The organism is Mixta intestinalis, assembly GCF_009914055.1.
Taxonomy (GTDB): domain Bacteria; phylum Pseudomonadota; class Gammaproteobacteria; order Enterobacterales; family Enterobacteriaceae; genus Mixta; species Mixta intestinalis.
In genome coordinates this window covers 3086428-3111571 of record NZ_CP028271.1, presented here as the reverse complement: position 1 = coordinate 3111571, position 25144 = coordinate 3086428, and the positions used below count along the sequence as shown (strand labels likewise).

General features: G+C 51.0%; 24 protein-coding genes. 16 read left to right on the top strand and 8 right to left on the bottom strand.

The window, feature by feature from the left end:
* Nucleotides 1–54 precede the first annotated feature (54 nt).
* Entirely contained in the window at nt 55–1986 is a 1932-nt protein-coding gene (locus C7M51_RS14420) for a methyl-accepting chemotaxis protein (protein ID WP_160622424.1), read from the bottom strand.
* A gap of 335 nt (nt 1987–2321) precedes the next feature.
* On the opposite strand from C7M51_RS14420, the gene yjfP reads away from it, so the two are divergent.
* The 5 genes from yjfP to rplI all read left to right on the top strand — a co-directional run bounded on the left by yjfP (nt 2322) and on the right by rplI (nt 4720).
* Nucleotides 2322–3071 (top strand): esterase, encoded by a 750-nt coding sequence (gene yjfP, locus C7M51_RS14415; protein WP_160623663.1) that lies wholly within the window; start codon nt 2322–2324, stop codon nt 3069–3071.
* A 207-nt stretch (nt 3072–3278) separates the two neighbouring features.
* Nucleotides 3279–3674, top strand: coding sequence for a 30S ribosomal protein S6 (gene rpsF, locus C7M51_RS14410; RefSeq protein ID WP_160622423.1), 396 nt, complete (start codon nt 3279–3281; stop codon nt 3672–3674).
* A 6-nt stretch (nt 3675–3680) separates the two neighbouring features.
* Nucleotides 3681–3998, top strand: coding sequence for a primosomal replication protein N (priB, locus tag C7M51_RS14405; protein WP_141177159.1), 318 nt, complete (start codon nt 3681–3683; stop codon nt 3996–3998).
* Between the two features lie 4 nt (nt 3999–4002).
* Nucleotides 4003–4230: a 30S ribosomal protein S18 gene (gene rpsR, locus C7M51_RS14400; RefSeq protein WP_000135199.1), complete on the top strand. Its 228-nt coding sequence runs from the start codon at nt 4003–4005 to the stop codon at nt 4228–4230.
* Nucleotides 4231–4270: 40 nt separating this feature from the next.
* Entirely contained in the window at nt 4271–4720 is a 450-nt protein-coding gene (gene rplI, locus C7M51_RS14395; RefSeq protein WP_160622422.1) for a 50S ribosomal protein L9, read from the top strand.
* 67 nt (nt 4721–4787) lie between these two features.
* Here rplI and C7M51_RS14390 read toward each other — a convergent pair whose 3' ends face one another.
* Nucleotides 4788–5321, bottom strand: a complete 534-nt coding sequence (locus tag C7M51_RS14390; protein WP_160622421.1) for an OapA family protein — start codon at nt 5319–5321, stop codon at nt 4788–4790.
* A 763-nt stretch (nt 5322–6084) separates the two neighbouring features.
* Here C7M51_RS14390 and C7M51_RS14385 point away from each other — a divergent pair.
* From C7M51_RS14385 to C7M51_RS22320, 6 genes are all read left to right on the top strand, one after another.
* Nucleotides 6085–6357, top strand: a complete 273-nt coding sequence (locus tag C7M51_RS14385) for a hypothetical protein (protein ID WP_160622420.1) — start codon at nt 6085–6087, stop codon at nt 6355–6357.
* A gap of 498 nt (nt 6358–6855) precedes the next feature.
* Nucleotides 6856–7119: a hypothetical protein gene (locus C7M51_RS14380; RefSeq protein ID WP_160622419.1), complete on the top strand. Its 264-nt coding sequence runs from the start codon at nt 6856–6858 to the stop codon at nt 7117–7119.
* A gap of 336 nt (nt 7120–7455) precedes the next feature.
* Entirely contained in the window at nt 7456–8076 is a 621-nt protein-coding gene (gene bamJ, locus C7M51_RS14375; protein WP_160622418.1) for a BamJ family beta-barrel-assembly machinery protein, read from the top strand.
* A 363-nt stretch (nt 8077–8439) separates the two neighbouring features.
* Nucleotides 8440–8685 (top strand): hypothetical protein, encoded by a 246-nt coding sequence (locus C7M51_RS14370; RefSeq protein ID WP_160622417.1) that lies wholly within the window; start codon nt 8440–8442, stop codon nt 8683–8685.
* An 811-nt stretch (nt 8686–9496) separates the two neighbouring features.
* Entirely contained in the window at nt 9497–9784 is a 288-nt protein-coding gene (locus tag C7M51_RS14365; RefSeq protein ID WP_160622416.1) for a hypothetical protein, read from the top strand.
* 685 nt (nt 9785–10469) lie between these two features.
* Nucleotides 10470–10760: a hypothetical protein gene (locus C7M51_RS22320; RefSeq protein ID WP_208852102.1), complete on the top strand. Its 291-nt coding sequence runs from the start codon at nt 10470–10472 to the stop codon at nt 10758–10760.
* A 57-nt stretch (nt 10761–10817) separates the two neighbouring features.
* Here the strand turns inward: C7M51_RS22320 and C7M51_RS14355 are convergent, their stop codons facing one another.
* Nucleotides 10818–12776 carry a bifunctional 2',3'-cyclic-nucleotide 2'-phosphodiesterase/3'-nucleotidase gene (locus C7M51_RS14355; RefSeq protein ID WP_160622415.1) on the bottom strand — a complete coding sequence of 653 codons (1959 nt, stop codon included), beginning with the start codon at nt 12774–12776 and terminating at the stop codon, nt 10818–10820.
* A gap of 332 nt (nt 12777–13108) precedes the next feature.
* Between C7M51_RS14355 and cysQ the strand changes: the two genes are divergently transcribed.
* On the top strand, nt 13109–13852 hold the full coding sequence (cysQ, locus tag C7M51_RS14350; protein ID WP_160622414.1) for a 3'(2'),5'-bisphosphate nucleotidase CysQ: 744 nt from the start codon (nt 13109–13111) through the stop codon (nt 13850–13852).
* Here cysQ and C7M51_RS14345 read toward each other — a convergent pair.
* Nucleotides 13842–14414, bottom strand: coding sequence for a YtfJ family protein (locus tag C7M51_RS14345; RefSeq protein WP_160622413.1), 573 nt, complete (start codon nt 14412–14414; stop codon nt 13842–13844). The genes cysQ and C7M51_RS14345 overlap by 11 nt on opposite strands.
* 318 nt (nt 14415–14732) lie before the next feature.
* Here C7M51_RS14345 and C7M51_RS14340 point away from each other — a divergent pair, with 318 nt between their 5' ends.
* Nucleotides 14733–14939, top strand: a complete 207-nt coding sequence (locus tag C7M51_RS14340; protein WP_141177171.1) for a DUF1107 domain-containing protein — start codon at nt 14733–14735, stop codon at nt 14937–14939.
* A gap of 88 nt (nt 14940–15027) precedes the next feature.
* Here the strand turns inward: C7M51_RS14340 and paeA are convergent, their stop codons facing one another.
* Nucleotides 15028–16350, bottom strand: a complete 1323-nt coding sequence (paeA, locus tag C7M51_RS14335) for a polyamine export protein PaeA (RefSeq protein WP_160622412.1) — start codon at nt 16348–16350, stop codon at nt 15028–15030.
* Between the two features lie 537 nt (nt 16351–16887).
* Here paeA and tamA point away from each other — a divergent pair.
* From tamA to C7M51_RS14320, 3 genes are read left to right on the top strand one after another with little or no spacing between them, the layout of a single operon-like run.
* Nucleotides 16888–18603 (top strand): autotransporter assembly complex protein TamA, encoded by a 1716-nt coding sequence (tamA, locus tag C7M51_RS14330; protein WP_208852149.1) that lies wholly within the window; start codon nt 16888–16890, stop codon nt 18601–18603.
* Entirely contained in the window at nt 18600–22370 is a 3771-nt protein-coding gene (gene tamB / locus C7M51_RS14325) for an autotransporter assembly complex protein TamB (protein WP_160622410.1), read from the top strand. Before tamA ends, tamB begins: the two co-directional genes overlap by 4 nt.
* A gap of 2 nt (nt 22371–22372) precedes the next feature.
* Nucleotides 22373–22729, top strand: coding sequence for a gamma-glutamylcyclotransferase family protein (locus C7M51_RS14320; protein WP_160622409.1), 357 nt, complete (start codon nt 22373–22375; stop codon nt 22727–22729).
* Between the two features lie 65 nt (nt 22730–22794).
* On the opposite strand, the gene ppa is transcribed toward C7M51_RS14320, so the two are convergent.
* The 3 genes from ppa to fbp form a co-directional block, all read right to left on the bottom strand.
* Entirely contained in the window at nt 22795–23325 is a 531-nt protein-coding gene (gene ppa, locus C7M51_RS14315; RefSeq protein WP_103059194.1) for an inorganic diphosphatase, read from the bottom strand.
* A 102-nt stretch (nt 23326–23427) separates the two neighbouring features.
* Nucleotides 23428–23877 carry a DUF441 domain-containing protein gene (locus C7M51_RS14310; protein WP_160622408.1) on the bottom strand — a complete coding sequence of 150 codons (450 nt, stop codon included), beginning with the start codon at nt 23875–23877 and terminating at the stop codon, nt 23428–23430.
* A gap of 137 nt (nt 23878–24014) precedes the next feature.
* Complete coding sequence (gene fbp, locus C7M51_RS14305; protein WP_160622407.1) at nt 24015–25022, bottom strand: class 1 fructose-bisphosphatase; 1008 nt, start codon at nt 25020–25022, stop codon at nt 24015–24017.
* Between the last annotated feature and the right edge of the window lie 122 nt (nt 25023–25144).

Genomic DNA, 25144 nt, shown 5'->3' with positions numbered 1-25144 from the left:
CAAGAGTTCCTCGCAGTGGGGATCGCTAAAGTGTATGCGATCCCCGTGGGTTAGTTAGCTTTTCAGCGAGAAAACGCTGACCAGCTCGGTTAAATGATGGCCTTTTTTGCTCAGCGCGTGGGCGGTATCTTCCGACTGCGCCACCAGTTCAGTGTTTTGATGCGTTGCCTGACCGATCTGCGTCATGGCGATATTGACCTGGCCGATACCGGCGGATTGCTCCTGAGAAGCGACGTTAATCTCGTCCATCAGCGCTTTCACCTGCTCAATACGGTTGACGATATTCTCCATCGCGCTGCGCGTCTGTTCGGAAAGCGCATGGCCCTGGCTTACGCTGTTGATTGAGTTAGCTATCAGCGCATCGATCTCTTTGGCTGCCTGCGCACTGCGGCTGGCCAGCGCACGCACTTCGGCAGCGACAACCGCAAACCCTTTCCCATGTTCACCAGCGCGCGCCGCCTCTACCGCCGCGTTCAGCGCCAGGATATTGGTCTGAAAAGCGATAGATTCAATCACCTGGGTGATATCGGCAATGCTCTGGGAGGAGACTTTAATCGCTGACATGGTATTTACCGAACGGGCAACCTTTTCATCTCCCTGCTGCACCGCGTGAGCGGCCTCTGCAACCAGCTGTAGTGCCTGCGCCACGTTCTCCGCATTCTGATCCACCGTGGCTCCCAATTGCTCCATGCTGGCAGAGGTTTCTTCCACGCTGCTGGCCTGGCGGGTAATCTGCTCGCTGATATTTTCGCTGCTTATCGCGATAGCGTCGGTGCCCTGGCTAATCTCCTGCGCTGCGGCGCGCACCTGTGAGACGATACGCGCCAGGCCGTCACCGATGCCGTTAATGGCGGTAATTAGCTGACCGACTTCATCGTGGCGGCGTGTTTGCAGCGTCGCCTGTAGGTTACCGGCAGCATACTGTTCCGCCAGGTGGATCACCTGCTGTAGCGGTGAGCTGACCCAGCGGCGAGTAATCACCACAAATCCCAGCGCAAACAGCAGCACCAGCGCCAGGCCCAGTAGCAAAAAGGTGTTACGCGCAGAGGTAATCGGTGCCAACAGGCTGTTTTTATCTACATCGCCGAGAATAATCCAGTTCCAGCCGGGCAGACGTTGCCAGACGATAATACGCGGTTCGCCGTCCTGTAACGTTTCCAGCGTGCCGCTCTGCTGCGTAGTCAACTGCTGCATCACCTCGGGCGACCAGCGAGCCATTTTCCCTTCCTGTGCAGGATGAATCAGCCATTTGCCGCGGCTCTGATCCGTTGCGCCGCTCATCACCATAAAACGCCCGGTATCGCTGAAGGATTTATTCAGCACCTTATCGCGCATCAGCGCCACCTGCTTACCGATCTCCACGCCGATAAACAGAATACCGATCACCGAGCCGCCAGCATCCTTTATCGGCTGATACTGGGTGATATAGCGTTTGCCAAACAGGGCCGCCAGGCCGCGATACGCTTCGCCGTTATTAACCAGCGCAAACGCCGGGCTTTGACGATCGAGACGTGTTCCCATGGCGCGGGAGCCATCCTCTTTACGCAGCGAGGTGGCAACACGGACATACTCCTCGCCGTCACGTACAAAAATTGTTGAGATAGCGCCGGTGCGTGCCAGAAAGTCATCCACTACGCTCTCATCAAGATTCAGCGTTTTATCGCCTGCACGCAGGGTAGGCGTCGGGAAATCACCCACCGTTATGCGCGAGCTTTCATCGCGGCTAAAATTCTGCGGCAGGAAGCTTTGAAACAGCGTGGTGTAATTGGCTACCTCCTCGCTAAGCGTGGCGTTAAACATTCCGGCCATATCGCCGATACCGGCTACCTGGTTTTGCATATTTTCCAGCGTTAGAGCCTGGAGCTGTTTTGCTGCGTTATTGCTTAAAGCGAGCGTGAGGGAGAAAAACAGTATCGCCACGCTTAACGAGGTGATGACCGATAGCTTGACGCCTAAACTCGCGCGGCTGAGTGATAGTCGCTTCATGAGTTTTACCTTTGCATAAAATTATGGGATCTCGTTAAACGGCTAAAAATGGCGAAGTTTTACCCTACAAAACGCAAGGAAAAGGGAGATTTTTAGCGTGCCGTACTCATCAAACCAATTTATGTGTCATTTCTGCGTTCTGGCGCGCTTATCATCCTCACATATTTAATGTACGGCCTGGTTGCCGCTACCTGTTAGCAAACATCGGCAAAACTATATACCTGACAGCGCAGGCGCTAAGATGAAGTGCGGTAACCTGTGATCAAAGGTGATTTTTTAACAGCGACAGCGCTAAGCGAGGCGAGATGAGCGGTAAGGATCCAGCAGAGAAAATGATGATTGATATTGTTACCGAGCCGCTGGGCGGTATTGAATGTTTGCACGCCGCGCCCACCGCCGGGCGCAATGCCGCATTACCGACGGTGCTTTTTTGGCACGGCTATCTTTCCTCAAAAGAGGTTTATGCCTGGGCAGCGGTAGCGCTGGCCCAGGCGGGATTCCGCGTAATCATGCCGGATGCGCAGGCTCACGGTTCACGTTTTACCGGCGATCATGCCTGGCGACTGTCGCACTTTTGGGAAATTTTGCGCAGCAATATCGATGAGCTGCCGCAGCTGGAAGCGGCGCTACATGCGCGCGGCTGGGTTGAAAAGGGGTGTTTCAGCGTGGCGGGTGCTTCTATGGGTGGCATGACCGCGCTGGGAGCAATGGCGCGCTATCCCCATCTCGCACGCGTTGCCTGCCTGATGGGGTCGGGCTATTTTATGTCGCTGAGCCGCTCGCTGTTTCCGCCGTTTTACGCCGGGACGCCGGAGGAGCAGGCTGCGCTGGCGGAACGTCTGGCACCGCTGGCGGAGTACGATCCCAGCCGCCGCATGGAGAAGCTGGCGGATCGTCCACTGCTGTTGTGGCATGGCGAGGCGGATGAGGTGGTGCCCGCCGCCGAGACGCAGCGATTGATAACGGCATTGCATGCGGCGCGGCGCGATCGACAGCTTACCTGGCTCACCGAACCGAATGTCGGCCATAAAATTACGCCGCAGGCGGTTGAAGCGCTGGTGGACTTTTTCCGTGCATCCCTTTGATTACAGGCTTATCGTGCCAGAAACCGTTCGTGCTGCGTATCATTCCGCCGCGCGGGCGGTTTTTTCCGTGATTCTCGCTTGAGTTTCCCTGCCCAGACCAGTATGATTACGCGTCAATTTTTCAGCCGCACTTTAAAACGTTCCTTGCTTCCATGGGCCGCGGTTGACCCTGACAGGAGGCTGAATAATCCGTAAGGAGCAAACTCGATGCGTCATTACGAAATCGTCTTTATGGTTCATCCTGACCAGAGCGAACAGGTTCCGGGCATGATCGAGCGCTACACTGGTGCTATCACTGGTGCAGAAGGCAAGATTCACCGTCTGGAAGACTGGGGCCGCCGTCAGCTGGCTTACCCGATCAACAAACTGCACAAAGCGCATTACGTTCTGATGAACGTTGAAGCGCCGCAGGAAGTCATCGATGAGCTGGAAACTAACTTCCGCTTCAACGACGCCGTTATCCGCAGCATGGTTATGCGTACCAAACACGCCGTAACCGAAGCATCTCCGATGGTTAAAGCGAAAGACGAGCGCCGTGAGCGTCGTGAAGATTTCGCTAACGAAACCTCTGACGATGCAGATGCCGGGGATTCTGAAGAGTAATCGACCGTGACGGCGAACCGGCTGCGTCTGTCCGGCATGGTATGCAGGACGCCGCTGCAAAAAGTAAGTCCGTCAGGGATTCCACACTGCCAGCTGGTGCTTGAACACCGCTCGCAGCAGGAAGAAGCCGGTTTTTTCCGGCAGGCCTGGTGCCGAATGCCCGTGATTATTAGCGGACAGGCGAATCAGGCGATTACTCAACATATAACGGTCGGCACGCAAATCACGGTTGAAGGTTTCATTTGCAGCCATCAAGGGCGCAATGGGCTTAATAAAATCGTGTTGCATGCCGAGCAGATTGAATTGATAGATTCTGGAGACTAGCCAAATGGCACGTTATTTCCGTCGTCGCAAGTTCTGCCGTTTCACCGCGGAAGGCGTTCAAGAGATCGACTACAAAGATATCGCTACGCTGAAAAACTACATCACTGAAAGCGGTAAGATTGTACCGAGCCGTATCACCGGTACTCGCGCTAAATACCAGCGTCAGCTGGCTCGTGCTATCAAGCGCGCGCGCTACCTGTCTTTGCTGCCGTACACTGATCGTCATCAGTAATCGGCCACTGTCCAATTATCGACTTTGAGAGGATAAGGTAATGCAAGTTATTCTGCTTGATAAAGTAGCAAACCTGGGCGGCCTGGGCGATCAGGTTAACGTTAAAGCGGGCTATGCTCGTAACTTCCTGGTGCCTATGGGCAAAGCTGTGCCGGCAACCAAGAAAAACGTTGAGTTTTTCGAAACTCGCCGCGCTGAACTGGAAGCCAAACTGGCTGACGTTCTGGCAGCTGCCAACGCTCGCGCTGAGAAAATCAACGCGCTGGGCAGCGTGACCATCGCTTCTAAAGCGGGTGACGAAGGCAAACTGTTCGGTTCTATCGGTACCCGCGACATCGCTGATGCTGTCACTGCAGCTGGCGTTGAAGTGGCGAAGAGCGAAGTTCGCCTGCCGAACGGTGTTCTGCGTACTACTGGTGAGCACGAAGTAAGCTTCCAGGTTCACAGCGAAGTTTTTGCTACGCTGAACGTGAACATCGTTGCTGAGTAAGTGATTCAGTAATATAAAAACGCCAGCCTTTGGGCTGGCGTTTTTGTTTGTGTCGCTACGCATCGTATTACTGCGCCCGCAGAAATGAGCCATCCAGCTGACGGGTAAAAAGTACCGGGCCGTTGTCGCCTTCTACGGTTAACCCGGTAACCACACCTTTGCTGTCCAGCCGAATCCTTACCTGCTGTCCGCTGTGCAGATTACTTAACGGCTTATCATCTCCCTCAACACCCGCCATGGCGAACACATCGTTGACCGGCAAATTATTGTCACGAAATAGCTGTGCCAGCGTTTGGCCCTGGGCAATTTGAAAGCTTCGCCACTGGTTATTATCTTGCTGCTGCTGCTGCTGCTGCTGAGCCGGTGCGTTATCATAGATCTCCGCCTGTAACGGCACTTCTTTGCTGCCGCTTTCGGTGACTGGCGCGGGGGCGTTATCTCGCGGCGTCGGCCAGAGAAACGCCAGCAGCATAACCAGCAGTGCCAAAATAATACCGCGCCGATGCGCTGGGGGTAGCGGGTTCATCCAGCTAAGACGATCCGGCAGATGCCAGATATTTACCAGCCATAAGCGGATGCCAGAATGGAATTCCTTATGCATAACATTTACCTCCAGCACCTCGGTCGCGTGCAGTTGCTTCAACGATAGATTATGGGCAAAAAAACGTAAAGTGCCTGTCTGAATTACGAAAGTTGCGATAGTGCTATTGTTTCCTTTTCGCTACAAAAAGTCATCGGATGAATAAGTTTTTTATCACTGCATGATTAACTGTTGACGTGCAACCAACATAAGATAAACCTCACCTGACTATTTTGCTGCTCCCTTGTATCAACGCTGCTCACTGGTTAGCCAGGCTGATAAACCTTACTGTTTCCTCTATGCTTAGCATGCTTTACTCTCGATATCACTTATTATTTATTGTTGATGATATAATTTTTTAATCACTAAGTTTTGTATAAAAATAAACAATAGCTATCCGCGTATTATATCTGTGGGGTGGATTACCTGGTAAGCAATGCCGACTGAACGGGAAAGTATTTCTTTATTGGTAATTTTTTAGTGAATAAAAGGAAATGAATTGGAAGGGTTCAGTTGGGAAAGCAATATGGATAACGCGATTTGGTATTTGTCGTAATTTTTTTATAGATCTCGTAATATCCAGTGGTATGCTATCCTGGACGGGAATTAATTATGACTGAAATAATCAAAAACGCTGTAATAATCCAGGTTGTATTATTTTCTTGTTAATGATAACACCTGATTATCCCATTTTACCTGGCTCTCGGATTATTTTTTTTTGCTTTGGATAATAGCATAAATTAGCAACGGGAAGGGCTATTACATTAATTAAAAGGAGATAAAAGTGAAAGAGCTGAATACACATGAGATCGCCGCAGTTTCAGGTGCTGGTATGTTTGCTGATTACGGTAATGACGTTGGCACCAGCATTGGTGAAATTCTTGACGCGCTTATCCTGCAGTATGGTAACAGGGAAACCTCTTACAAAACCAATCTGGCTATGGTAGGTACTGGCATTGGTAAACTGGTCGAGCTTCGTTTCGCTGAGGGTTTCAACGCCATCGGCCAGGGAATCAGCAATATCTTCAAAGGCTTCGGATTTGGCGCTAAGGCGTAATACCGACAGAATATATCATTTGATATCGCCTTTTTAATTTATTATTGAAAAGCCTGAGCGACGATATTAGCTCAGGCTTTTTCTTTACCTGAAAATCAGTAATTTTATATTGTAAGTCTTTCGCTAAAAAACAGATAGCCGTATATAATATTTGGAATGTAATAATATTTTATTTGGTCTTTACCGTTCTCCAGCTGCGCTAAATAAAGTAAACCTTCTCTATTTTAAGCGCAAATACTATTTGCGCATTGGAATGATAAATTGTCGTAATATTTTCATTGCGCCTATTACTTTAGGTGTTATTCTGTTTTGGACGGGGGCAATTACGATTAAAATTGTCAGTGCCCGGTAATAATTGCTTTTCGTTACTTTGCTGGCAATTATTTAAGCGAAATTACGCCTGTCCAGATGTTATCGCTCAGGTTAATTACTGTCTTATATAAAGGCTAATTAATCAGAAACGAGCTTATATATCCTATCAGTTATAAGGTGAAAGTAATGAAAGAACTTAACGTAAAAGAAATCAATGAAGTTTCAGGTGGATGCTTTATCGACTGTGACACAGGTACCGATGTCGGGCGCTTCGTGGGTTCTATGCTTGATTCAATCGCTTCCATGCTAGGTCAGCAAAATACAACTTTTGCAGATATCGCCTCTAAAATCGGCGGGGGTATCGGTAATCTGTTCCAGTTCAAAGTATCTGAAGGCGTTGACCAGATCACCGCAGGCCTGAAAGATCTGCTGAAAAGCTTTTCAGCCTGAGGCAGGAAGCCCTGCTTTGTAGTGTATTATTAGCATTCTGCTAACATACATAGGCCTGAGCTATTTTATAGTTCAGGCTTCTATTATTTTATTGCACGATCGTGACGATAAACTGCGTCAGTGCTTTTATTGGCAGAGCCTGCACAAGCATATAAGGTTTGCTCCCAGCGTGGCAGATATCATGTACCGTAGACGTCATGTTCTGACGATATGATAAATTTCAGCGCTATCCCTGTGGGCTGCCGTCCCGATCGCATCGTAAGAAAGCCTATTTTACCGCCGTGGCGCAGACTGTTATGCTGCCTGCTCTCTGATGTATTAATGAAAGGATAAAATATGACAACCCCTTCTTTTGACACTCTTGAAGCTCAGGCAAGTTACGGTATCGGTTTGCAGGTAGGACAGCAGCTACTCGATTCTGGTCTGCAGGGTTTATTGCCTGAAGCGATGCTGGCAGGCCTGCGTGATGCGCTGGAAGGGAATGCGCCAGCCGTGCCGGTTGACGTGGTACATCGTGCGCTGCGTGAAATCCACGAGCGTGCTGATGCTGTTCGTCGTGAACGCCAGCAGGCGATGGCGGCAGAAGGGCAGACCTATTTGCAGGAAAACGGCCAGCGTGAAGGGGTGAACAGCACGGAATCTGGCCTGCAGTTCCGCGTCATTAATCAGGGTACGGGGCCGATTCCGTCCCGCCAGGATCATGTGCGCGTTCATTACACCGGTAAACTGATTGACGGTACGGTATTTGATAGCTCTGTCGCGCGTGGCGAGCCAGCAGAATTCCCGGTCAGCGGCGTTATCGCCGGTTGGATCGAAGCGCTGACGCTGATGCCGGTAGGCTCTAAATGGGAACTGACGATCCCTCATAATCTGGCCTATGGTGAACGCGGAGCAGGTGCCTCTATTCCTCCTTTCAGCACACTGGTATTTGAAGTCGAGCTGTTAGACATCATTTAATGATGAGTTTTACCAAGGTTTAAAGAGCGGGCAATATGCCCGCTTTTTTATGTCGCTAACAGTAAATTATGATTTTAATGTAATAAAGGTGATACCCAAAAAAATTATTTCCTGGCACGCAGCAATATTTCCCATCTGTTATTTATAAAGGAAAGCACCATTATCTCAATTGAGAGTGCTAAAATATCAGTCTAACAATATTTGTGAGTAATATTGTTTTTAATATTAATTAAATAGTGGCTATTTTTTAATTTAAGTCTTGTCTCAATTTTTCTCTTTTTATTGCTATTATTTAATTGGGAAGCTAATATTTATTGCTTTTATTAAGCAAAGCGGAATTTTTATAATATTAGGGAAAGTAAAATGAAAGAACTGAATTCAAAAGAAATCGCAGCGGTTTCTGGCGCTGGCATACTTGCTACCATTGGCGGTACCTTAGCTGGCATTTGGGGCGGAATATATGATTCTATTACTGGTCTGTTGGGACAGAATAATCACAGCAGCGAAGCCGCTTCCCTCATCGGCCAGGGCATTGGTCAACTGTTTGAACTGAATTTCTCCGGCGGCGTAGAGAGCTTGCGTAAAGGCTGCGAAAAGCTGTTTAGCTAAGCAGACTTATGGCATAGACACAGGTGGCTATCTTTTCTGATGGTTACATCAAAATGGCCTGAGATCGATAAAATTTCAGGCTATTACCTTGTTCTGCTCACTTTATTAATTTATTACTACTTACATTGCCAGCAACTGTTCCGATAACAACTACAGGTTGATCATTGCTGATACGCTATCGAAAAACAATAAAATAGTATTACTACTATCGGACCTACCAAAAGCATGGCTCTCTGATTATCTCTCATCATAAGCCCTCTTATCGTTCTTTTTACTACTTTGGACAGAAGAAAAAAGTACTCTTATAGTAATATACAGCGCTCTGCCGACCAGAAAGATTACTATTATTGCCAGAAATAAACTAATCTATATAAAAATGAAGATAATGCTCGAGCTTAGTGTTGCGGTATAAGGTTAAGCGATCCCTCCTTATCATCTGGTTAAAGCAGCAGGGGAAATTTGTCTGTGCTGTGTTGCCAGTCCACTGTTTATCCGGGTACTGAAAAAGCACATAAGTAGCCTAAAATAAAATATTAATATTCAAAAAAATCAGGTTTGTCTGGGTTTTTTGTAGGTAATTTACTATCTGGCTATTGTTACCTCCGGAATGTTTTGCATAGGGAGTGGTGTTTTTTACTATTGTTTTTTGTTTATTTGTCAGGCATATGGAATTTAGTTATTAACTACTAGTTAATAACTAAATTATAAATTATTCCTGGAAACAGATTGCTTTATTAACCTGGTTTTTATTATTATTTTCTCGCCTTAATTATAAGGAATTATTAAATTAACCATACAAAAGGGAATAATTATGCGTCAGTTAAATGAAAAAGAAGTAGAACAGATTTCGGGTGGTTCTTTATTCGGCCTTGAAGGTTTCCTGGGTAACTTTGGAGCAGGTATCGGTGGCGTTGTTGATTCCGTTACTTCATGGCTCGGCGTGGCAACCAATATTAGCGAAACTGGCACCCTGTTGGGCTCTGGTGTTGGCAAACTGGTTGGTCTGGAAATCATAGGCGGCATTGACGATTTAGGTCAGGGCGTTATCAGCCTGATCGATAATGGCCTGAATGCAATGAAACAGCTGTTCGGATATTAATAAAAATAATTATTTAAACAATCTTTGGCACTGTTTTAATTGTGTAACAGGCAGCAAGACCATAAATGGATATTTGTATTTTTTTGCAAGTAACTATAGGAATTAATACAGATAACCATTGTCTTCAAAAGCCAGCAAAAGCTGGCTTTTCCTTATATAATAGGCTATTGAGCTGAATAAGGTAATCCGTTTAATTTCTCTGGTTGCTCTTTAATATATAATAATTTCAGGCATGCTTTCACTTGTAATGAATTATTAGTTAGCCGCGATCTGTTTTACATGGATAGGGAATAAAGTATGTTTATTATTGTGGTTGATTGTTGTCTTGGTGGCTTTTATTTAAATAGATATGTGTAAATATGGCTTGCTGACCAGGTTTATCATCCAATAGTAAATAACGCTCAATAGAGATTATTTTTTAGTAATGTTATTAGATATTTTTGACTCACCCGGTGTCATGATGTAGAGTCGATTAAAAATAAGTAACATATAAACTTCCTTCCACTTTTACAACCTATTTTAATTTGTTTATTTCGCACTGGTCGTTCTATTATTTTTACTCCTCGTTAATTTACACATTAATCGTAAATCATTTTACCCAGATAGTTGCAAAGCTTATGATTATTAGCGCTCCATAGAAGCTTCTGTTGGGGTGATAATTAAATTAAATGATGAAGGGAATAATATGAAAGAATTAACAAGTACCGAGATCGCCCATGTATCTGGCGCTGGCATTATTAGCGATTTTGCTAAAAATATCGGTGTGGCCATTGGTTCAATAGTAGATAATGCACTTAAAGACCGCGGGCTGCAGAGCAGCGCCGAAGAAAGTGCTGGCCTGCTGGCTTCAGGTATCGGCCGAATTCTTGAGCTTGATGTTTTTGGCGCTATTTCAGAAATGGGCGCGGGCATCGTAGGTATTGTTAACAACAGTATTGATGTTATCAAACAGCGTAAAGGCCAGGCTGAGGCCTGATTACGTCAGTAAAAAAGCCAGCCATTCAGGCTGGCTTTTTATTCTGGTCATTAGCCCTTATTCCTGTGGTGAGTTTTTTCCATTTTGTAAATCCAGTTGGTAAATGGCGAAACCGTTATTGTCCTGCTGTTTATAATGCACGGGATAAACTGAACGTTGCGAAATAAACTGCGCTGCTTTGTCTGATGGTGAGGTTTCAAAACGGATATCCAGTGGAATCTCGCTGTGAATCGGTGCCAGCCGCCAGTTATTATCTGCCTCAGGATGAATTTCTCCCTCTGTCTGCGTTTGTGTGTTAATCCAGGCTGCAACAATTGAGCGGTTTTCATCGGGTGAAGAAAAGGCTATATATTTTTCACCAGTACCTGCGAATTTACCGCCCCAGGCGCGGTAGTTATTGGTGGCGATTAAAAATGTTGCCTGCGGATCAACAGGCTTACCTTGCCAGGTTAAATCTCTGATGCGTGATGCCTGTGGATGGATTAGCTGACATTCTTCGTCATAGCGAGCGGGCTGCGTTACATCGATCTGATAGTTAACGCCATCAATTACATCAAAGTTATAGGTACGATAGTTCCAGTTAATTAACGGCTGTGGCTGTCGCTGTTGCGGATCGATTTGATTAAACTGTCCGGCAGAGCACTCCAGCCACTCTTTTACCTGCTCACCCTTTACTTTCATAACCACCAGCGTATTGGGATAGAGATAGAGATCGGCCGCGTTGCGGAAGGTCAGATCGCCTTTTTCCACCTCAACATAGCTGGCCGGATCGTTTTTACGTCCCCCTGCTTTAAACGGTGCTGCGGCAGAAAGTACCGGCAGATTGGCCAGATCGGGATCGCCCTGAATAAAATGTTCGACATAAGCTCGCTGGGCGTTGTTAACCACCTGTACCGTAGGATCGTCCTGTACCAGCGACAGATAGCTGTACATTACATCAGCAGACTTGCCGATCGGTTTGGCGACAAACTCACGTGTGGCGCGATGCGCATCGCTTAGCACCTGCACCAGCGCTGGATCCTCTTGCGCCAGCGATTTTTTGGCGGTTTTATCATAAATCGGCCGCGCTTCAGCACGCGCAGTGGTAACCTGCCAGCTGCCACTATCATTATTAAGCGTCAGGTCGACTACGCCCAAATGATCGCCCCACATTCCTGGCATCACTGCCGGAATGCCATTGAGCGTTCCCTGTTTAATATCTGCACCAGGAATGGTGGCAAAGTCATTGCCGGGAAAAACTGCATGAGCATGTCCAAACATAATGGCGTCGATGCCGGGCACTTTACTGAGATACCAGACGGAGTTTTCCGCCAGCGCATGCCAGGGTTCGCTGGATAGCCCGGAGTGAGCGATGGCTATCACCACATCCGCCCCTTGCTGGCGCATAACCGGCACCCAACGGCGTGCGGTTTCAGTAATATCATCCACCGTGACCTTACCTTGTAGATTGGCTCTGTCCCAGACCATAATCTGCGGCGGCACAAAGCCGATGTAACCTACGTTTAAGGTATAGGTTTTGCCGTCGCGCCCGGTAACCTGCTCCGGCTTAATCAGCCAGGGCGTAAAGCGCGGTTTACCGGTCTTTACATCGATAATATTGGCGTTGATGTAGGGAAAATGCGCTCCCGCCAGCGCCTTGTGTAAATAGTCGAGGCCGTAATTAAATTCGTGATTGCCCAGGTTGCCGACGCGGTAATCCAGCGTATTCATCGCCTGATATACCGGATGCGTTTCTCCTGAATCAATCCCTTTTGCCGCCATGTAATCACCCAGCGGGCTACCCTGAATCACATCACCGTTGTCCACCAGCACGCTGTTTTTAACTTCGGCACGTGCGGCGGCAATCAATGTCGCAGTACGAACCAGGCCGTACTTATCGGTAGGCTTATCTTTGTAGTAATCGAAATCCATCATGTTGCTGTGCAGATCGGTGGTTTCCATAATGCGTAAATCAACCGTGGCTGCGGAAACAGCAACTGAAACCAGAGAGAGCGACAGCGTTATGCCTTTAATCATTTTTTCCTCCTGAAACAAATCCCTGCCAGGATCTCAAATTAAGGTGCAAACGTTCTGCTTGGGCGCGCAATTTTGTGACCGAGAACGAAAAAATAGTGCTGTGTGACAAGAAGCCGCAGCAAAAGGTACTCAAGACGCTCGTCACGGTAAGAGTGATGACAGTAGCGCGAGAAGTATGCTATTGATAATTAACTGGTCTGCCGACAAAGCAGCCTGGAAAGGCGCATAACAGCGCTGAAGTGCCTGCTGCTATGATTAAAATGCATGATCGTTCCCGATAAGTTCGGGCTACGGTACCGGGCCTGTCCTGGTCATCAACCAAGAGGTGAAAAATGTTAGAGCAAATTTGCCAGCTGGCGCGCGAAGCGGGCGATGCCATAATGATGGTCTACAATGGCGAGGCTCCGCTCGACGTTTCTCACAAATCTGACGATTCGCCAGTGACCGCAGCCGATCTGGCGGCGCACAGAATTATCATGCAGGGACTACAACAGCTGTCGCCGGAGACGCCGGTGCTGTCAGAGGAAGATCCGCAAAGCTGGGAAGAACGCCAGCACTGGCAGCGTTACTGGCTGGTAGATCCGCTGGATGGTACCAAAGAATTCCTTAAGCGCAACGGCGAGTTCACCGTTAACATTGCGCTAATCGAGCAGGGCAAGCCAGTGCTGGGCGTGGTTTACGCGCCGGTTCTGGGCGTTATGTACTCTGCCGCAGAAGGCAAAGCGTGGAAAGAAGAGGGTGGACAGAAGGCGCAGATCAAAATTCGTGACGCGCGTCCACCGCTGGTTGTGGTCAGCCGCTCCCATCGCGATGGCGATGAGTTGGAAGAATATTTAAAGCAGTTAGGCGAGCATCAAACCATCTCTATCGGCTCTTCGCTGAAATTCTGCCTGGTGGCAGAAGGAAAGGCGCAGCTCTATCCACGCTTTGGGCCGACCAACATCTGGGATACCGGTGCGGGCCACGCGGTAGCGCTGGCCGCAGGCGCGCATGTACATGACTGGAAAGGGCGCACGCTGGACTATACGCCGCGTGAATCCTTCCTCAACCCCGGTTTCCGCGTCTCTATTTTTTAAGCGACGGCGCTTGCAGCAGCTGATGCAGCAGGGCGATAACCTGCTGTACCTCTTGCTGGCTGAGCGCGCCATCTTTAGCAAAGCGTACCCGTCCCTCTTTATCCAGCACCACGATAGCGGAACCGCCTTTTTCCAGCTGCCAGGTGCGTTTCGCTATACCATTCTCATCAACAATAAACTGTGACCACGGGTACTGCTTTTTATTGGTTTCGATACTGCTGTGCACAAACATACCGGTGCCGGGTATTGCGTCATCAGTATTGATAATGGTGGTAGTTTGATAACTGTCGTGCGGCAGTTTTGCCTGTTTTATCGCTTCGATTAGCGCCGCGTTTTTCTGCTTTGCCGATGAGCGTCCGGCGATATGTTGCAGTACCCGCACCTTCCCCATTAGCTGAGCGCTGTTCCATGGACGATAGCTGAAGCTGTCGTGCTGATAGTTAAACTCTCCTTTATCACTGATACCGACGGGCGCAACGCGCTGGGCATTGCTAAAATTATGAGCCTCAGCGGTAAGCGGCAGTATCAGGCTAAGAAGCAAGGCAAGCGGGGCGCGAATCATTATTTTTTCCTTTTGGCTGGCGATCGGAGCATACAGTCATGTTTCTGAAATAATAAGCGTCCATGATGCTGCTGTCTCAATGCCTTGCCAGCTTTGCGGCAGACTGCACAAATCGTCGATGGCAGAAGGTTTATACTGCTTTATATAACAGCGGTAACAGACTCTCCTGTAATGAAGTGTCAACTCAGTAAAAAACGTTAATTTTCGGAACACAGGAAACGGATGATGTTCTATAGTTTATCGGCCCTTTGCGCTTCATAGGTTCGTACCGATTTTGGCAACGGCGAGGCGTATTCCTATTTTCGGAGTTGAAGCAAGATGAAGATTTTTCAGCGTTATAATCCTTTCCAGATCGCCAAATACGTCAAAACATTGTTTAAAGGAAGGATTTACATCAAGGACGTGGGCGCGTTCGAGTTTGATAAAGGTAAAATTCTCGTTCCGCGCGTAAAGGATAAGCAACACTATAGCGTGATGTCAGAGGTGAACCGCCAGGTGCTTCGTCTGCAAGGTGAGTATCAATAAGTAATGGTAACGGGGCGCGCCGAACGCGCCCTGATGATGTCAGGCGGCTGGACCTTTTCCGCCGCCTTCCCGTTCTTCTTTGTGCCGTTTATTCTTCAGCTTCTTTACTTATTGTCAGCGTCACCGGACGCTCATCAATGCGTGTTACCAACAGCTGGTCGATGCGATAGCTGTCAATATCCACCACTTCAAACTTGTAGCCTGCAAACTTAACGAAGTCGGTGCGTTTCGGGATTTTACGCAGCATATACATCATAAAGCCGCCGATGGTTTCATAGTTGCCGGACTGCGGGAACTCATCGATATCCAGCACACGCATCACGTCATCGATCGGCGTACCGCCTTCCACCAGCCATGAGTTCTCATCGCGTGCGACAATCTGCTCCTCCAGCCCCTGACCGACCAGATCGCCCATCAGCGTGGTCATTACGTCGTTAAGCGTGATGATGCCAACCACCAGCGCGTATTCATTCATAATCACCGCAAAGTCTTCGCCTGCGGTTTTAAAGCTTTCCAGCGCTTCGGAAAGCGTCAGGGTATCCGGCACAATCAGCGCGGAACGAATTTGCACGCCGCTGTTCAGCGTCATGCTCTGGTTGCCGAGGACGCGCAGCAGCAGCTCTTTGGAATCCACGTAGCCGACGATATGATCAATATCGCCATTACAGACCAGGAATTTTGAATGAGGATGCAGTGCAATCTTGGCCTTCAGGCTGCTCTCATCTTCATGCAGATCGAACCAAACAATATTTTCACGTGAGGTCATGGACGATGGCACGGTGCGCGATTCCAGCTCAAACACATTCTCAATCAGCTCATGTTCTTGCTTACGTAGCACGCCTGCCAGCGCACCCGCTTCTACCACCGCGTAAATATCGTCTGAGGTGATATCGTCCTTGCGCACCATCGGGATTTTGAACAGGCGAAAGATCATATTCGCCATGCCGTTGAAGAACCACACCATCGGGCGGAACAGCAGCAGGCAGAAGCGCATCGGGTTGATGATGCGCAGGGCAATTGCTTCTGGCGCAATCATGCCAATGCGTTTTGGCGTCAGATCGGCAAACAGAATGAACAGGCTGGTCACCAGCGTAAACGAGCAGATAAAGCTCAGCTGTTCGGCCAGCTCCGGCGAAACCAGGTTTTCAAACAGGCTTTGAAAAGAGGGGGAAAAAGCGGAGTCGCCGACGATACCGCCAAGGATGGCGACCGCGTTCAGGCCGATCTGCACCACGGTAAAAAACATACCTGGCGTTTCCTGCATTTTCAACACGCGTTGCGCGTTGATGTTGCCCTCATCGGCCAGCAGTTTCAGTTTTATTTTACGTGCGGCAGCCAGCGATATTTCTGACAGAGAAAAAAAAGCGCTGACCGTAATCAACACGAGTATGACAAGTAAGCTATCTAGCATAGAGATTCCGTTGGTTTTGGGTACTTGTCATTTTTGGCCTGGGCAACGCGCACGGCGGCGACCTTACTGGATTTCCGGTGAAGCTGAGCGCTATCCGTGCCAAAAATGTCTGCGCCGTTTCGACACATTAAGGTCGGGGCAGAAAGGAATGACAATAGTCGTTTCGACGACTGCGGTCGATTATAGCAGTAGCGCTACATGGCCCGCCAGCGCTGTTACAGCACCGCAATGTATAATAAATATACAGCTACATTCCCGTAGCGAAAAACATGATTTTCGTCGGCGATGCGCAAAGAATTAGCCTTTCCCGGTTGTAACGCAGCGCGGGTTTACGGACAATACGAACAAAATTTGCGTTAACGCCGCTTTTTTCCTGGCGTTTAAACAAACGAAGCGTCAGGAGTGCGGCTATGCTGTTAAACAAATCTGACGTCGACATTAGCGCCTGTTGGTTGGCGATGTTATTTGTCCCCTGACATTCACGGGGACCTGGCAACATTAACAGGAGTAAGCGTGCCACGAATTCATGTCTGTTACATGACCTGTTTGCTGATTGCCGCGCCTGCCGCTCAGGCAGCGAATATCCGCTTACAGCTTGAAGGGTTAACCGGGGATTTACAGAAAAACGTCAGGGCAAGTCTCTCTACTATTGATACGGATGAAGTCACGGCGGACGGTCGATTTCGCGCACGCGTGAAAAAAGCGATTGAAGAAGGCCTGCGTGCGCTGGGCTACTATGAGCCGGATATCAACTTTGAGAGCCGTCCCGCACCGAAAAAGGGCGGGAGGCCGGTGCTGATTGCGCGGGTATCGCCCGGCGAGCCGGTAAAAATTGCGGGCAGCACCATTATCCTGCGCGGCGATGCGCGCAACGACGTTGAATATCAACAGTGGATAAAAGAAGGGCGGCCCAAAAATGGCGTCATCCTCAATCACGGTCAATATGACAGTTTCAAAAGCGGCTTTACTAATCTGGCGCTGCGTAACGGTTACTTCGACGGCGAATTTAAAAAAAGCCAGCTGGGTGTTTCGGTAGAGCGGCGCGAAGCTTACTGGGATCTCGACTATGACAGCGGTAAGCGTTACCGTTTTGGTGATGTGATCTTTGAAGGATCGCAAATTCGTGAAGAGTATTTGCAGAACCTGGTGCCGTTCAAAAAGGGCGACTACTACAGTTCGCGTGACCTGGCGGAGCTGAACCGTCGACTGTCGGCCACCGGCTGGTTTAACTCGGTAGTCGTGGCACCAGAGTTTGATAAAACCACGTCGGATAAAATCCTGCCGCTCAGCGGCGTCGTGGCTCCGCGTACAGAAAACACCATCGAAACCGGTATCGGCTACTCTACCGACGTTGGCCCGCGCCTGAAGGCGACCTGGCGTAAACCCTGGGTCAACTCACGCGGGCACAGTCTGACCACCAGTGCCAATATCTCCGCGCCCGAACAGCAGCTCGATTTCAGCTACAAAGTGCCGCTGCTGAAAAGCCCGCTGGAACAATATTATCTGATGCAGGGCGGCCTGAAACGTACCGATCTGAACGATACCAAAGCCGATTCCACCACGCTTGCGCTGTCGCGCTACTGGGATAGCAGCTCCGGCTGGCAAAAGGCGATAAATCTGCGCTGGAGCCTCGATCACTTTACCCAGGCCAACGTAACTAACACCACGATGCTAATCTATCCCGGCGTCAGCGTTAATCGCACGCGCTCACGAGGCGGATTGATGCCAACCTGGGGCGATTCACAGCGCTACTCCGTCGATATTTCCGACACAACATGGGGATCCGATGTTGATTTCCTGGTGCTTCAGGCACAAAACGTCTGGATTCGTACGCTGGCGGATCGCCACCGCTTCGTAGTGCGTGGCAATCTCGGCTGGATTGAAACTAATAACTTTGAAAAAGTCCCTCCCGACCTACGCTTCTTTGCCGGTGGTGACCGCAGCATTCGCGGTTACAAATATAAAGGTATCTCTCCACGCGATGAGGATGGCAAGCTGACCGGTGCTTCAAACCTGGCGACCGGGTCGCTGGAGTATCAATATAACGTGACCGGCAAGTGGTGGGGCGCAGTGTTTGTCGATTCCGGCGAGGCGGTAAACGATATCAAGCAGAGTAACTTTAAAACCGGCGCGGGTTTCGGCGTACGCTGGCAGTCGCCGGTCGGCCCGATTAAGTTCGACCTGGCACGGCCCATCGGCGATAAAGAGGAACATGGTTTGCAGTTTTACATTGGATTGGGGCCTGAACTATGAAGCTATGGAAAAAGGTCCTGATTGGCGTACTGATTTTTATCGTGGTGTTGCTGGGCGGCGTGCTGTTGCTGGTGGGTACAACGCCCGGCCTGCATCTGCTGCTGAACAGTGCGGCACGCTGGGTGCCGGGGCTGGCAATCGAACGGGTGGATGGCGGCTGGCGTAACCTGACGCTGAAGGGCGTGCAGTATGAGATGCCTGGTGTGACGGTTAACGCGGGCGAACTACATCTGGCGGTGCAGCTGGGCTGCCTGAAAAACTCCGCTTTCTGCGTTAACGATCTGGCGCTGAGCGATGTCAATGTGGTGGTCGACAGCAGCAAAATGGCGCCGACCAGCGCACCTCCTGAGGAAGAGGAAAAGTCGTCGGGCGATATCAGCACGCCTTATCCCATCACGCTGCGTCAGCTGCGCCTGCACAATATCAACGTAAAGGTGGATAACACCGCTGTTTCACTGATGGATTTCACCACCGGGATGCACTGGCAGCAACGGGCGCTGACGCTAACGCCGACGCATATACAAAGCCTGCTGGTGGCGTTACCTAAAGCCGCGCAGGTGGCAGATGAGCAGGTGGTTCAGCCGAAAATCGAGCAGCCGCAACCGCAGGAAAAACCGCTGGGCGAAACGCTGAAGGCAATGTTCGAGCAGCCGTTGCTGCCCGCACTGCCCGATTTCCGTCTGCCGCTGGATATTGAAGTACAGGAAATTACTGGTGAGCAGCTACGCCTGACTGGCGATACCGATCTGGCGATAAACCGCCTGCTGCTGAAGGCGAAAACTCAGGATCGCCTGTTGCAGCTCCAGACGCTGGATATCGACTCGCCGCAGGGCCAGGTTAACGCCAGCGGCCAGGCGCAGCTGGTTGATAACTGGCCCATAGATTTCTCCCTTAACGGTGCGCTTAACATAGAACCCCTGAAAGGCGAGAAGCTGAAAATGACGCTCGGCGGCGCGCTGCGTCAGCAGCTTCAGTTGGCGCTGAATCTTTCCGGGCCGCTGGATGCGCAGCTGAAGGGGCAAACCGAGCTGGCGACGCCGGGCCTGCCGTTACAGTTAAAACTGACCAGCCCGCAGCTACGCTGGCCGTTGAGCGGTGCGGTGCAGTACCAGGCCAGCGATCTGGATTTCAGCTTTAGCGGTAAGGCCACCGACTACGTTATGTCGTTGCGCACCGCGCTGAAAGGGGAGGCGATACCGCCTGCCGAACTGGCGCTGGACGGCAAAGGTAACGTTGAGCAGTTCAGTCTGGATAAACTACGCCTGTCAGCACTGAAAGGACATGCGGATCTCAGCGGCGTGGTGGACTGGAGCAAGGCGATCAGCTGGCGCAGTGAGCTGACGCTCAATGGCATCAATACCAGCCAGCAGTATCCCGACTGGCCCGCCACGCTGGATGGCAAAATTACCACGCGCGGTAGCCTGTACGGCGGTAGCTGGCAGATGCGCGTGCCAACGCTACAGCTGCAAGGCAAGGTGCGGCAGAATGCGGTGTCCGCCGACGGTACGCTGTATGGCAACAGCTACAACCAGTGGAATATTCCCGGCATCAAGCTGGTGCTGGGGCGCAATAACCTGAATGTTAAGGGAGAACTGGGCGAGAAGCTTAACCTCGATGCGATTGTTGACGCCTCGCATCTGGATAATGCGCTACCCGGACTCGGCGGCGTGGTGCAGGGCACGATTAAAGCCCGCGGTACGCTACAGGCACCGCAGCTGCTGGCGGATCTTACCGCTAACGGCCTGCGCTGGCAGGAGCTACACATTGCTCACGTACGGCTGGAGAGCGACGTACGTTCCAGCGATCGGGTGGCGGGAAAACTTCAGCTGCGCGTTGATCGCCTTAGCCAGGCGTCGCTGGCCATCAATCGCCTGACGCTGGATGCCGATGGCGATGAGAACAAACATCAGCTGAAGCTGGTGGTCAATGGCGATCCGGTCTCCGGTCAGCTGGCGCTCAACGGCAGTTTCGATCGCCAGCAGCAGCGCTGGCGCGGCACGCTGAACAACACCTTCTTCGATACGCCGGTAGGCGAATGGCGACTGACGCGTGCCATGTCGATCGATTACCTTAATGCCCGTCAGACCGCGACTATCGGCGCGCACTGCTGGCGCAATCCGAACGCGCAGCTCTGCGTGCCGCAGCCGATTGAGGCGGGGCCGGACGGCCATGCGCGCATCGAACTTAACCGTTTCGACCTGGCGATGCTGCGTCCTTTCCTGCCGCCGGAAACACAGCTGGCTGGCGTATTTAGCGGTGATGCCGATGTCAACTGGCACAGCGACGGCTCGCTGCCGGTTGGACGCGTAGCGCTGAAGGGCAGCGGTGTGAAGGTCACACAGGATGTCGAAGGTAACGCGCTGCCGATCGCCTTTGATACGCTGAACCTTAATGCCGCCATGCGCAACGGGCGCGCAGAGCTGGACTGGCTGCTGCGAATTGCCAACAACGGCCAGCTTGACGGTAAAGTGCAGATCAGCGATCCGCAGAATCGCCGCATCCTGTCGGGCAATATCAATATCAATAACCTTTCGCTGGCGCTGCTGAATCCTGCGCTGATGCAGGGTGAAGAGATCAAAGGGATGTTGAATAGTGCGCTGCGGCTCGGCGGGGATGTGCAGCGCCCACAAATATATGGTCAGCTGGGGCTGCGTGATGTTGATGTAAAAGGCAGCTTTATGCCGGTTGATTTAACCAGCGCCAACCTTTCTGTGGCGTTTAACGGCATGCGCTCCACCTTGCAGGGGTTGATTCAGACCACGCACGGTGGCATCAATCTCAACGGCAACGCGGACTGGAGCCAGCTGGATAACTGGCGTGCCCACATCGCCGCCAAAGGCGATCGCGTACGGGTTACCGTGCCGCCGATGGTGCGCATGGATGTTTCGCCGGATCTGACCTTTGATGCCTCGCCGGTCGCCTTCAATCTGGATGGGCGTGTAGATGTGCCATGGGCGCGTATCGTGGTACAGGAAGTGCCGGAAAGCGCTACCGGCGTCTCTTCGGATGAAGTGTTGCTGGATAAAAACCTTCAGCCGGTAGCGCCGCAGACGGCGGCGGTGCCGATCAACAGCGATCTGATTATCCATGTTGGCGACGATGTGCATCTCAGCGCGTTTGGCCTGAAGGCGAAGCTGAACGGCGATCTGAAGCTGGTGCAGGATAAGCGCGGCCTGGGGCTGAACGGACAAATTAACATTCCGTCCGGGCGCTTCCATGCTTACGGTCAGGATCTGGTGGTTCGCAAGGGTGAGCTACAGTTTGCCGGCCCGCCGGATCAGCCTTATATCAATATGGAAGCGATCCGTAACCCGGATGCCACCGAAGATGGCGTGACCGCCGGACTACGCGTGACTGGCCTGGCAGATGAGCCGAAAGCGGAGATTTTCTCCGATCCGGCGATGTCGCAGCAGGAGGCGCTCTCTTACCTGTTACGCGGGCAGGGGCTGGATACCGATGGTGACAGTAACGCCCTGACTTCCGCTCTGGTAGGTTTAGGGGTTGCACAAAGTGGGCAGGTTGTGGGTAAAATCGGCGAGACCTTCGGCGTCAGTAATCTGGCCCTGGATACCGCTGGGGTTGGCGACAGCCAACAGGTGCAGGTCAGCGGCTATGTGCTGCCGGGTCTACAGGTAAAATATGGAGTGGGCATCTTTGATTCACTGGCGACCTTAACCTTGCGTTATCGCCTGATGCCCAAGCTCTATCTGGAAGCAGTGTCCGGCATCGACCAGGCACTCGATTTGCTCTATCAGTTTGAGTTTTAGCAATGCGAATAATTGTCTACGGCAGTTTACGGCGCAAACAGGGAAACAGTCACTGGATGACAAACGCGCAGTGGCTCGGCGATCATCAGATCGAGGGCTACGACCTGTACAACTTGGGCCTTTATCCCGGCGTCGTGCCGGGAGAGGGTACGGTGTATGGGGAAGTTTATCGGATCGATGCCAGTACGTTAGGGGAACTGGACGCGCTGCGAACCAGCGGTGGTGAGTATAAACGCCAGCTAATTCAGACGCCGTACGGCAGCGCCTGGCTCTACGTTTACCAGCGTTCGGTTGAGGGTTTGGCGCGCATTTCCAGCGGCGACTGGTTGCAGCGGGATGAAGCATCTTCAGGTGAATAAAAAAACACCGCCCAGGGGGCGGTGTTTTTCATCAGCGTGGCGAGAGTGTTCTCACCCGGTGGAAATTATTTTTTCGCTGCACGTTCAAAAGAGGTGCGAATCTCTTCTTTAGCGGCTTCAGCGTTATCCCAGCCGTCAACTTTAACCCATTTGCCTTTTTCCAGATCTTTGTAGTGTTCAAAGAAATGGGTGATCTGCGCACGCAGCAGCTCCGGCAGATCGTTCACATCTTTAATGTGATCGTACTCTTTGGACAGTTTGGTGTGCGGCACGGCAACCAGTTTCGCATCTTCACCAGACTCGTCGGTCATTTTCAGTACGCCAACCGGGCGGCAGCGGATCACTGAGCCAGGCTGCAGCGGGTACGGTGTCGGCACCAGCACGTCAACCGGATCGCCATCCAGGGAGAGGGTGTGGTTGATGTAACCGTAGTTGCACGGATAGAACATAGCGGTTGACATAAAGCGGTCAACAAACAGCGCGCCAGACTCTTTATCTACTTCATATTTGATCGGATCGGCGTTAGCCGGGATCTCGATAATTACATAGATATCTTCTGGCAGATCTTTACCGGCGGGAACCAGGTTCAAACTCATCTCGCATTCCTTCATTCGTCATAAGTTGAGTGACGGCTATTATAGCCAACTGTCTATGAAAGTATGCCCTCTTTTTCGGCTTTCAGAATGCTTCAGCCGCCGCTATTTATTGAACAGAAACAGCGAAACTATCCCGGCGGCAATCAGCGGCCCCACCGGTACGCCGCGAAACAGCGAGACGCCGATAATGGTGCCGATCAGCAGGCCGCCGACGATGGTGGGCTGGCTGCTCATCAGCGCGACGCCGCGTCCCCCCAGCCAGGAAACCACAATGCCGACGCCAATTGCCAGCAGTGATTTCCAGTCGAGGAAGGATTTCAGCAGCGTAGCGGCAGGCAGAGAACCGCTGATTAGCGGTGCCATCACGCCTACGGTCAGAATAATGATGCCCAGCGTCAGGCCCTGTTTCTCAATATAGGGAAAAAAGTGCGAGAGCGGCGTAATTCTTATCAACAGCAGAATGGCGATAGAAATAGTCACCGCAGTGTTATGGACCAGTAAGCTCAGGCTGCCGAGTAGCAGTAATATCAGAATAGAAGCATAGGCTGTCATCTAACGCTCCGGATGCAAGCCAGAAAGGGAAGCGGTCACTATAACAACGCAGAGCGGATGAGGCGAGAAAGGAGAGGTAAAAACGGTAAAAAACATGCGGCTAGCCTGGCCGCCCGACGGACGACCAGGATAAAGGATTAGCTCTGTGCGGTGTCCGGGTATTCACGCATAAAGCGTTCTACATCATCCACCATCTCATTGTTGCCGACGAAGAACGGGCAACGCTGATGCAACTCGTCAGGTTGAATATCGAGAATGCGGTTAGCGCCATCGCTGGCTTTGCCGCCCGCCTGTTCAGCGAGAAATGCCATCGGGTTGCACTCATACAGCAGACGCAGCTTACCGCGTGGATGGCTGGCGGTGCTGGGATAAAGATAGATGCCGCCTTTCAGCAGGTTGCGGTGGAAATCCGCCACCAGCGAGCCGATATAGCGCGAGGTATAAGGGCGATGGGTGGCCTTATCCTCTTCCTGGCAGAATTTAATATATTTTTTCACGCCCTGTGGGAAACGAATATAGTTGCCTTCGTTGATGGAGTAGGTGTAACCCTTCTCCGGGAAGGTCATGCGTTCCTGGCTCAGGCAGAATACGCCCAGCGACGGATCGTAGGTAAAGGCGTGCACGCCACAGCCGGTGGTGTAAACCAGCATGGTGGAGGAGCCGTAAACCACGTAACCTGCGGCGACCTGCTTGTTGCCCGGCTGCATAAAATCAGCCTGAGTAACCGGCGTGCCGGGAGGCGTGACGCGGCGGTAGATGGAAAAAATCGTCCCAACAGAAACATTGACGTCGATATTGGATGAGCCGTCCAGCGGATCCATCAGCACGACATATTTACCGTTTTCTGCCCCTTCGAAGATAACGATCTCATCTTCTTCTTCAGAAGCAATACCGGCAACGATGCCACGGGCTTTCAGCGCCGCTTTCAGCTTTTCGTTGGCGAACAGGTCGAGCTTCATCTGCTGCTCGCCCTGCACGTTTTCCACGCCGCTGGCACCCAGAATATCAACCAGGCCGGCTTTATTAATATCGCGGTGGATAATTTTTGCGCCCAGCTTAATAGCGGAGATCAGCGCGGTAAGTTCACCAGTGGCATGCGGAAAGTCGTGTTGCTTTTCGACGATAAATTCGCCTAATGTTTTCATAACACAATCCCTGAATCTACGATGGAATGCAGCACATAGGGTACAAAGCTGCGGGTATGCACAGGCAGTTTAGCCGAATGCGCCATAAAGCGTATAGACCAAATCCGTTTCTTCCCGCGTCG

Coding starts and splice junctions, on each gene's coding strand:
- C7M51_RS14420 (WP_160622424.1), bottom strand. CDS start 1,986: ATGAAGCGACTATCACTCAGCCGCGCGAGTTTAGGCGTCAAGCTATCG.
- yjfP (WP_160623663.1), top strand. CDS start 2,322: ATGATTGATATTGTTACCGAGCCGCTGGGCGGTATTGAATGTTTGCAC.
- rpsF (WP_160622423.1), top strand. CDS start 3,279: ATGCGTCATTACGAAATCGTCTTTATGGTTCATCCTGACCAGAGCGAA.
- rpsR (WP_000135199.1), top strand. CDS start 4,003: ATGGCACGTTATTTCCGTCGTCGCAAGTTCTGCCGTTTCACCGCGGAA.
- rplI (WP_160622422.1), top strand. CDS start 4,271: ATGCAAGTTATTCTGCTTGATAAAGTAGCAAACCTGGGCGGCCTGGGC.
- C7M51_RS14390 (WP_160622421.1), bottom strand. CDS start 5,321: ATGCATAAGGAATTCCATTCTGGCATCCGCTTATGGCTGGTAAATATC.
- C7M51_RS14380 (WP_160622419.1), top strand. CDS start 6,856: ATGAAAGAACTTAACGTAAAAGAAATCAATGAAGTTTCAGGTGGATGC.
- bamJ (WP_160622418.1), top strand. CDS start 7,456: ATGACAACCCCTTCTTTTGACACTCTTGAAGCTCAGGCAAGTTACGGT.
- C7M51_RS14370 (WP_160622417.1), top strand. CDS start 8,440: ATGAAAGAACTGAATTCAAAAGAAATCGCAGCGGTTTCTGGCGCTGGC.
- C7M51_RS14365 (WP_160622416.1), top strand. CDS start 9,497: ATGCGTCAGTTAAATGAAAAAGAAGTAGAACAGATTTCGGGTGGTTCT.
- C7M51_RS22320 (WP_208852102.1), top strand. CDS start 10,470: ATGAAAGAATTAACAAGTACCGAGATCGCCCATGTATCTGGCGCTGGC.
- C7M51_RS14355 (WP_160622415.1), bottom strand. CDS start 12,776: ATGATTAAAGGCATAACGCTGTCGCTCTCTCTGGTTTCAGTTGCTGTT.
- cysQ (WP_160622414.1), top strand. CDS start 13,109: ATGTTAGAGCAAATTTGCCAGCTGGCGCGCGAAGCGGGCGATGCCATA.
- C7M51_RS14345 (WP_160622413.1), bottom strand. CDS start 14,414: ATGATTCGCGCCCCGCTTGCCTTGCTTCTTAGCCTGATACTGCCGCTT.
- C7M51_RS14340 (WP_141177171.1), top strand. CDS start 14,733: ATGAAGATTTTTCAGCGTTATAATCCTTTCCAGATCGCCAAATACGTC.
- paeA (WP_160622412.1), bottom strand. CDS start 16,350: ATGCTAGATAGCTTACTTGTCATACTCGTGTTGATTACGGTCAGCGCT.
- tamA (WP_208852149.1), top strand. CDS start 16,888: ATGACCTGTTTGCTGATTGCCGCGCCTGCCGCTCAGGCAGCGAATATC.
- tamB (WP_160622410.1), top strand. CDS start 18,600: ATGAAGCTATGGAAAAAGGTCCTGATTGGCGTACTGATTTTTATCGTG.
- C7M51_RS14320 (WP_160622409.1), top strand. CDS start 22,373: ATGCGAATAATTGTCTACGGCAGTTTACGGCGCAAACAGGGAAACAGT.
- ppa (WP_103059194.1), bottom strand. CDS start 23,325: ATGAGTTTGAACCTGGTTCCCGCCGGTAAAGATCTGCCAGAAGATATC.
- C7M51_RS14310 (WP_160622408.1), bottom strand. CDS start 23,877: ATGACAGCCTATGCTTCTATTCTGATATTACTGCTACTCGGCAGCCTG.
- fbp (WP_160622407.1), bottom strand. CDS start 25,022: ATGAAAACATTAGGCGAATTTATCGTCGAAAAGCAACACGACTTTCCG.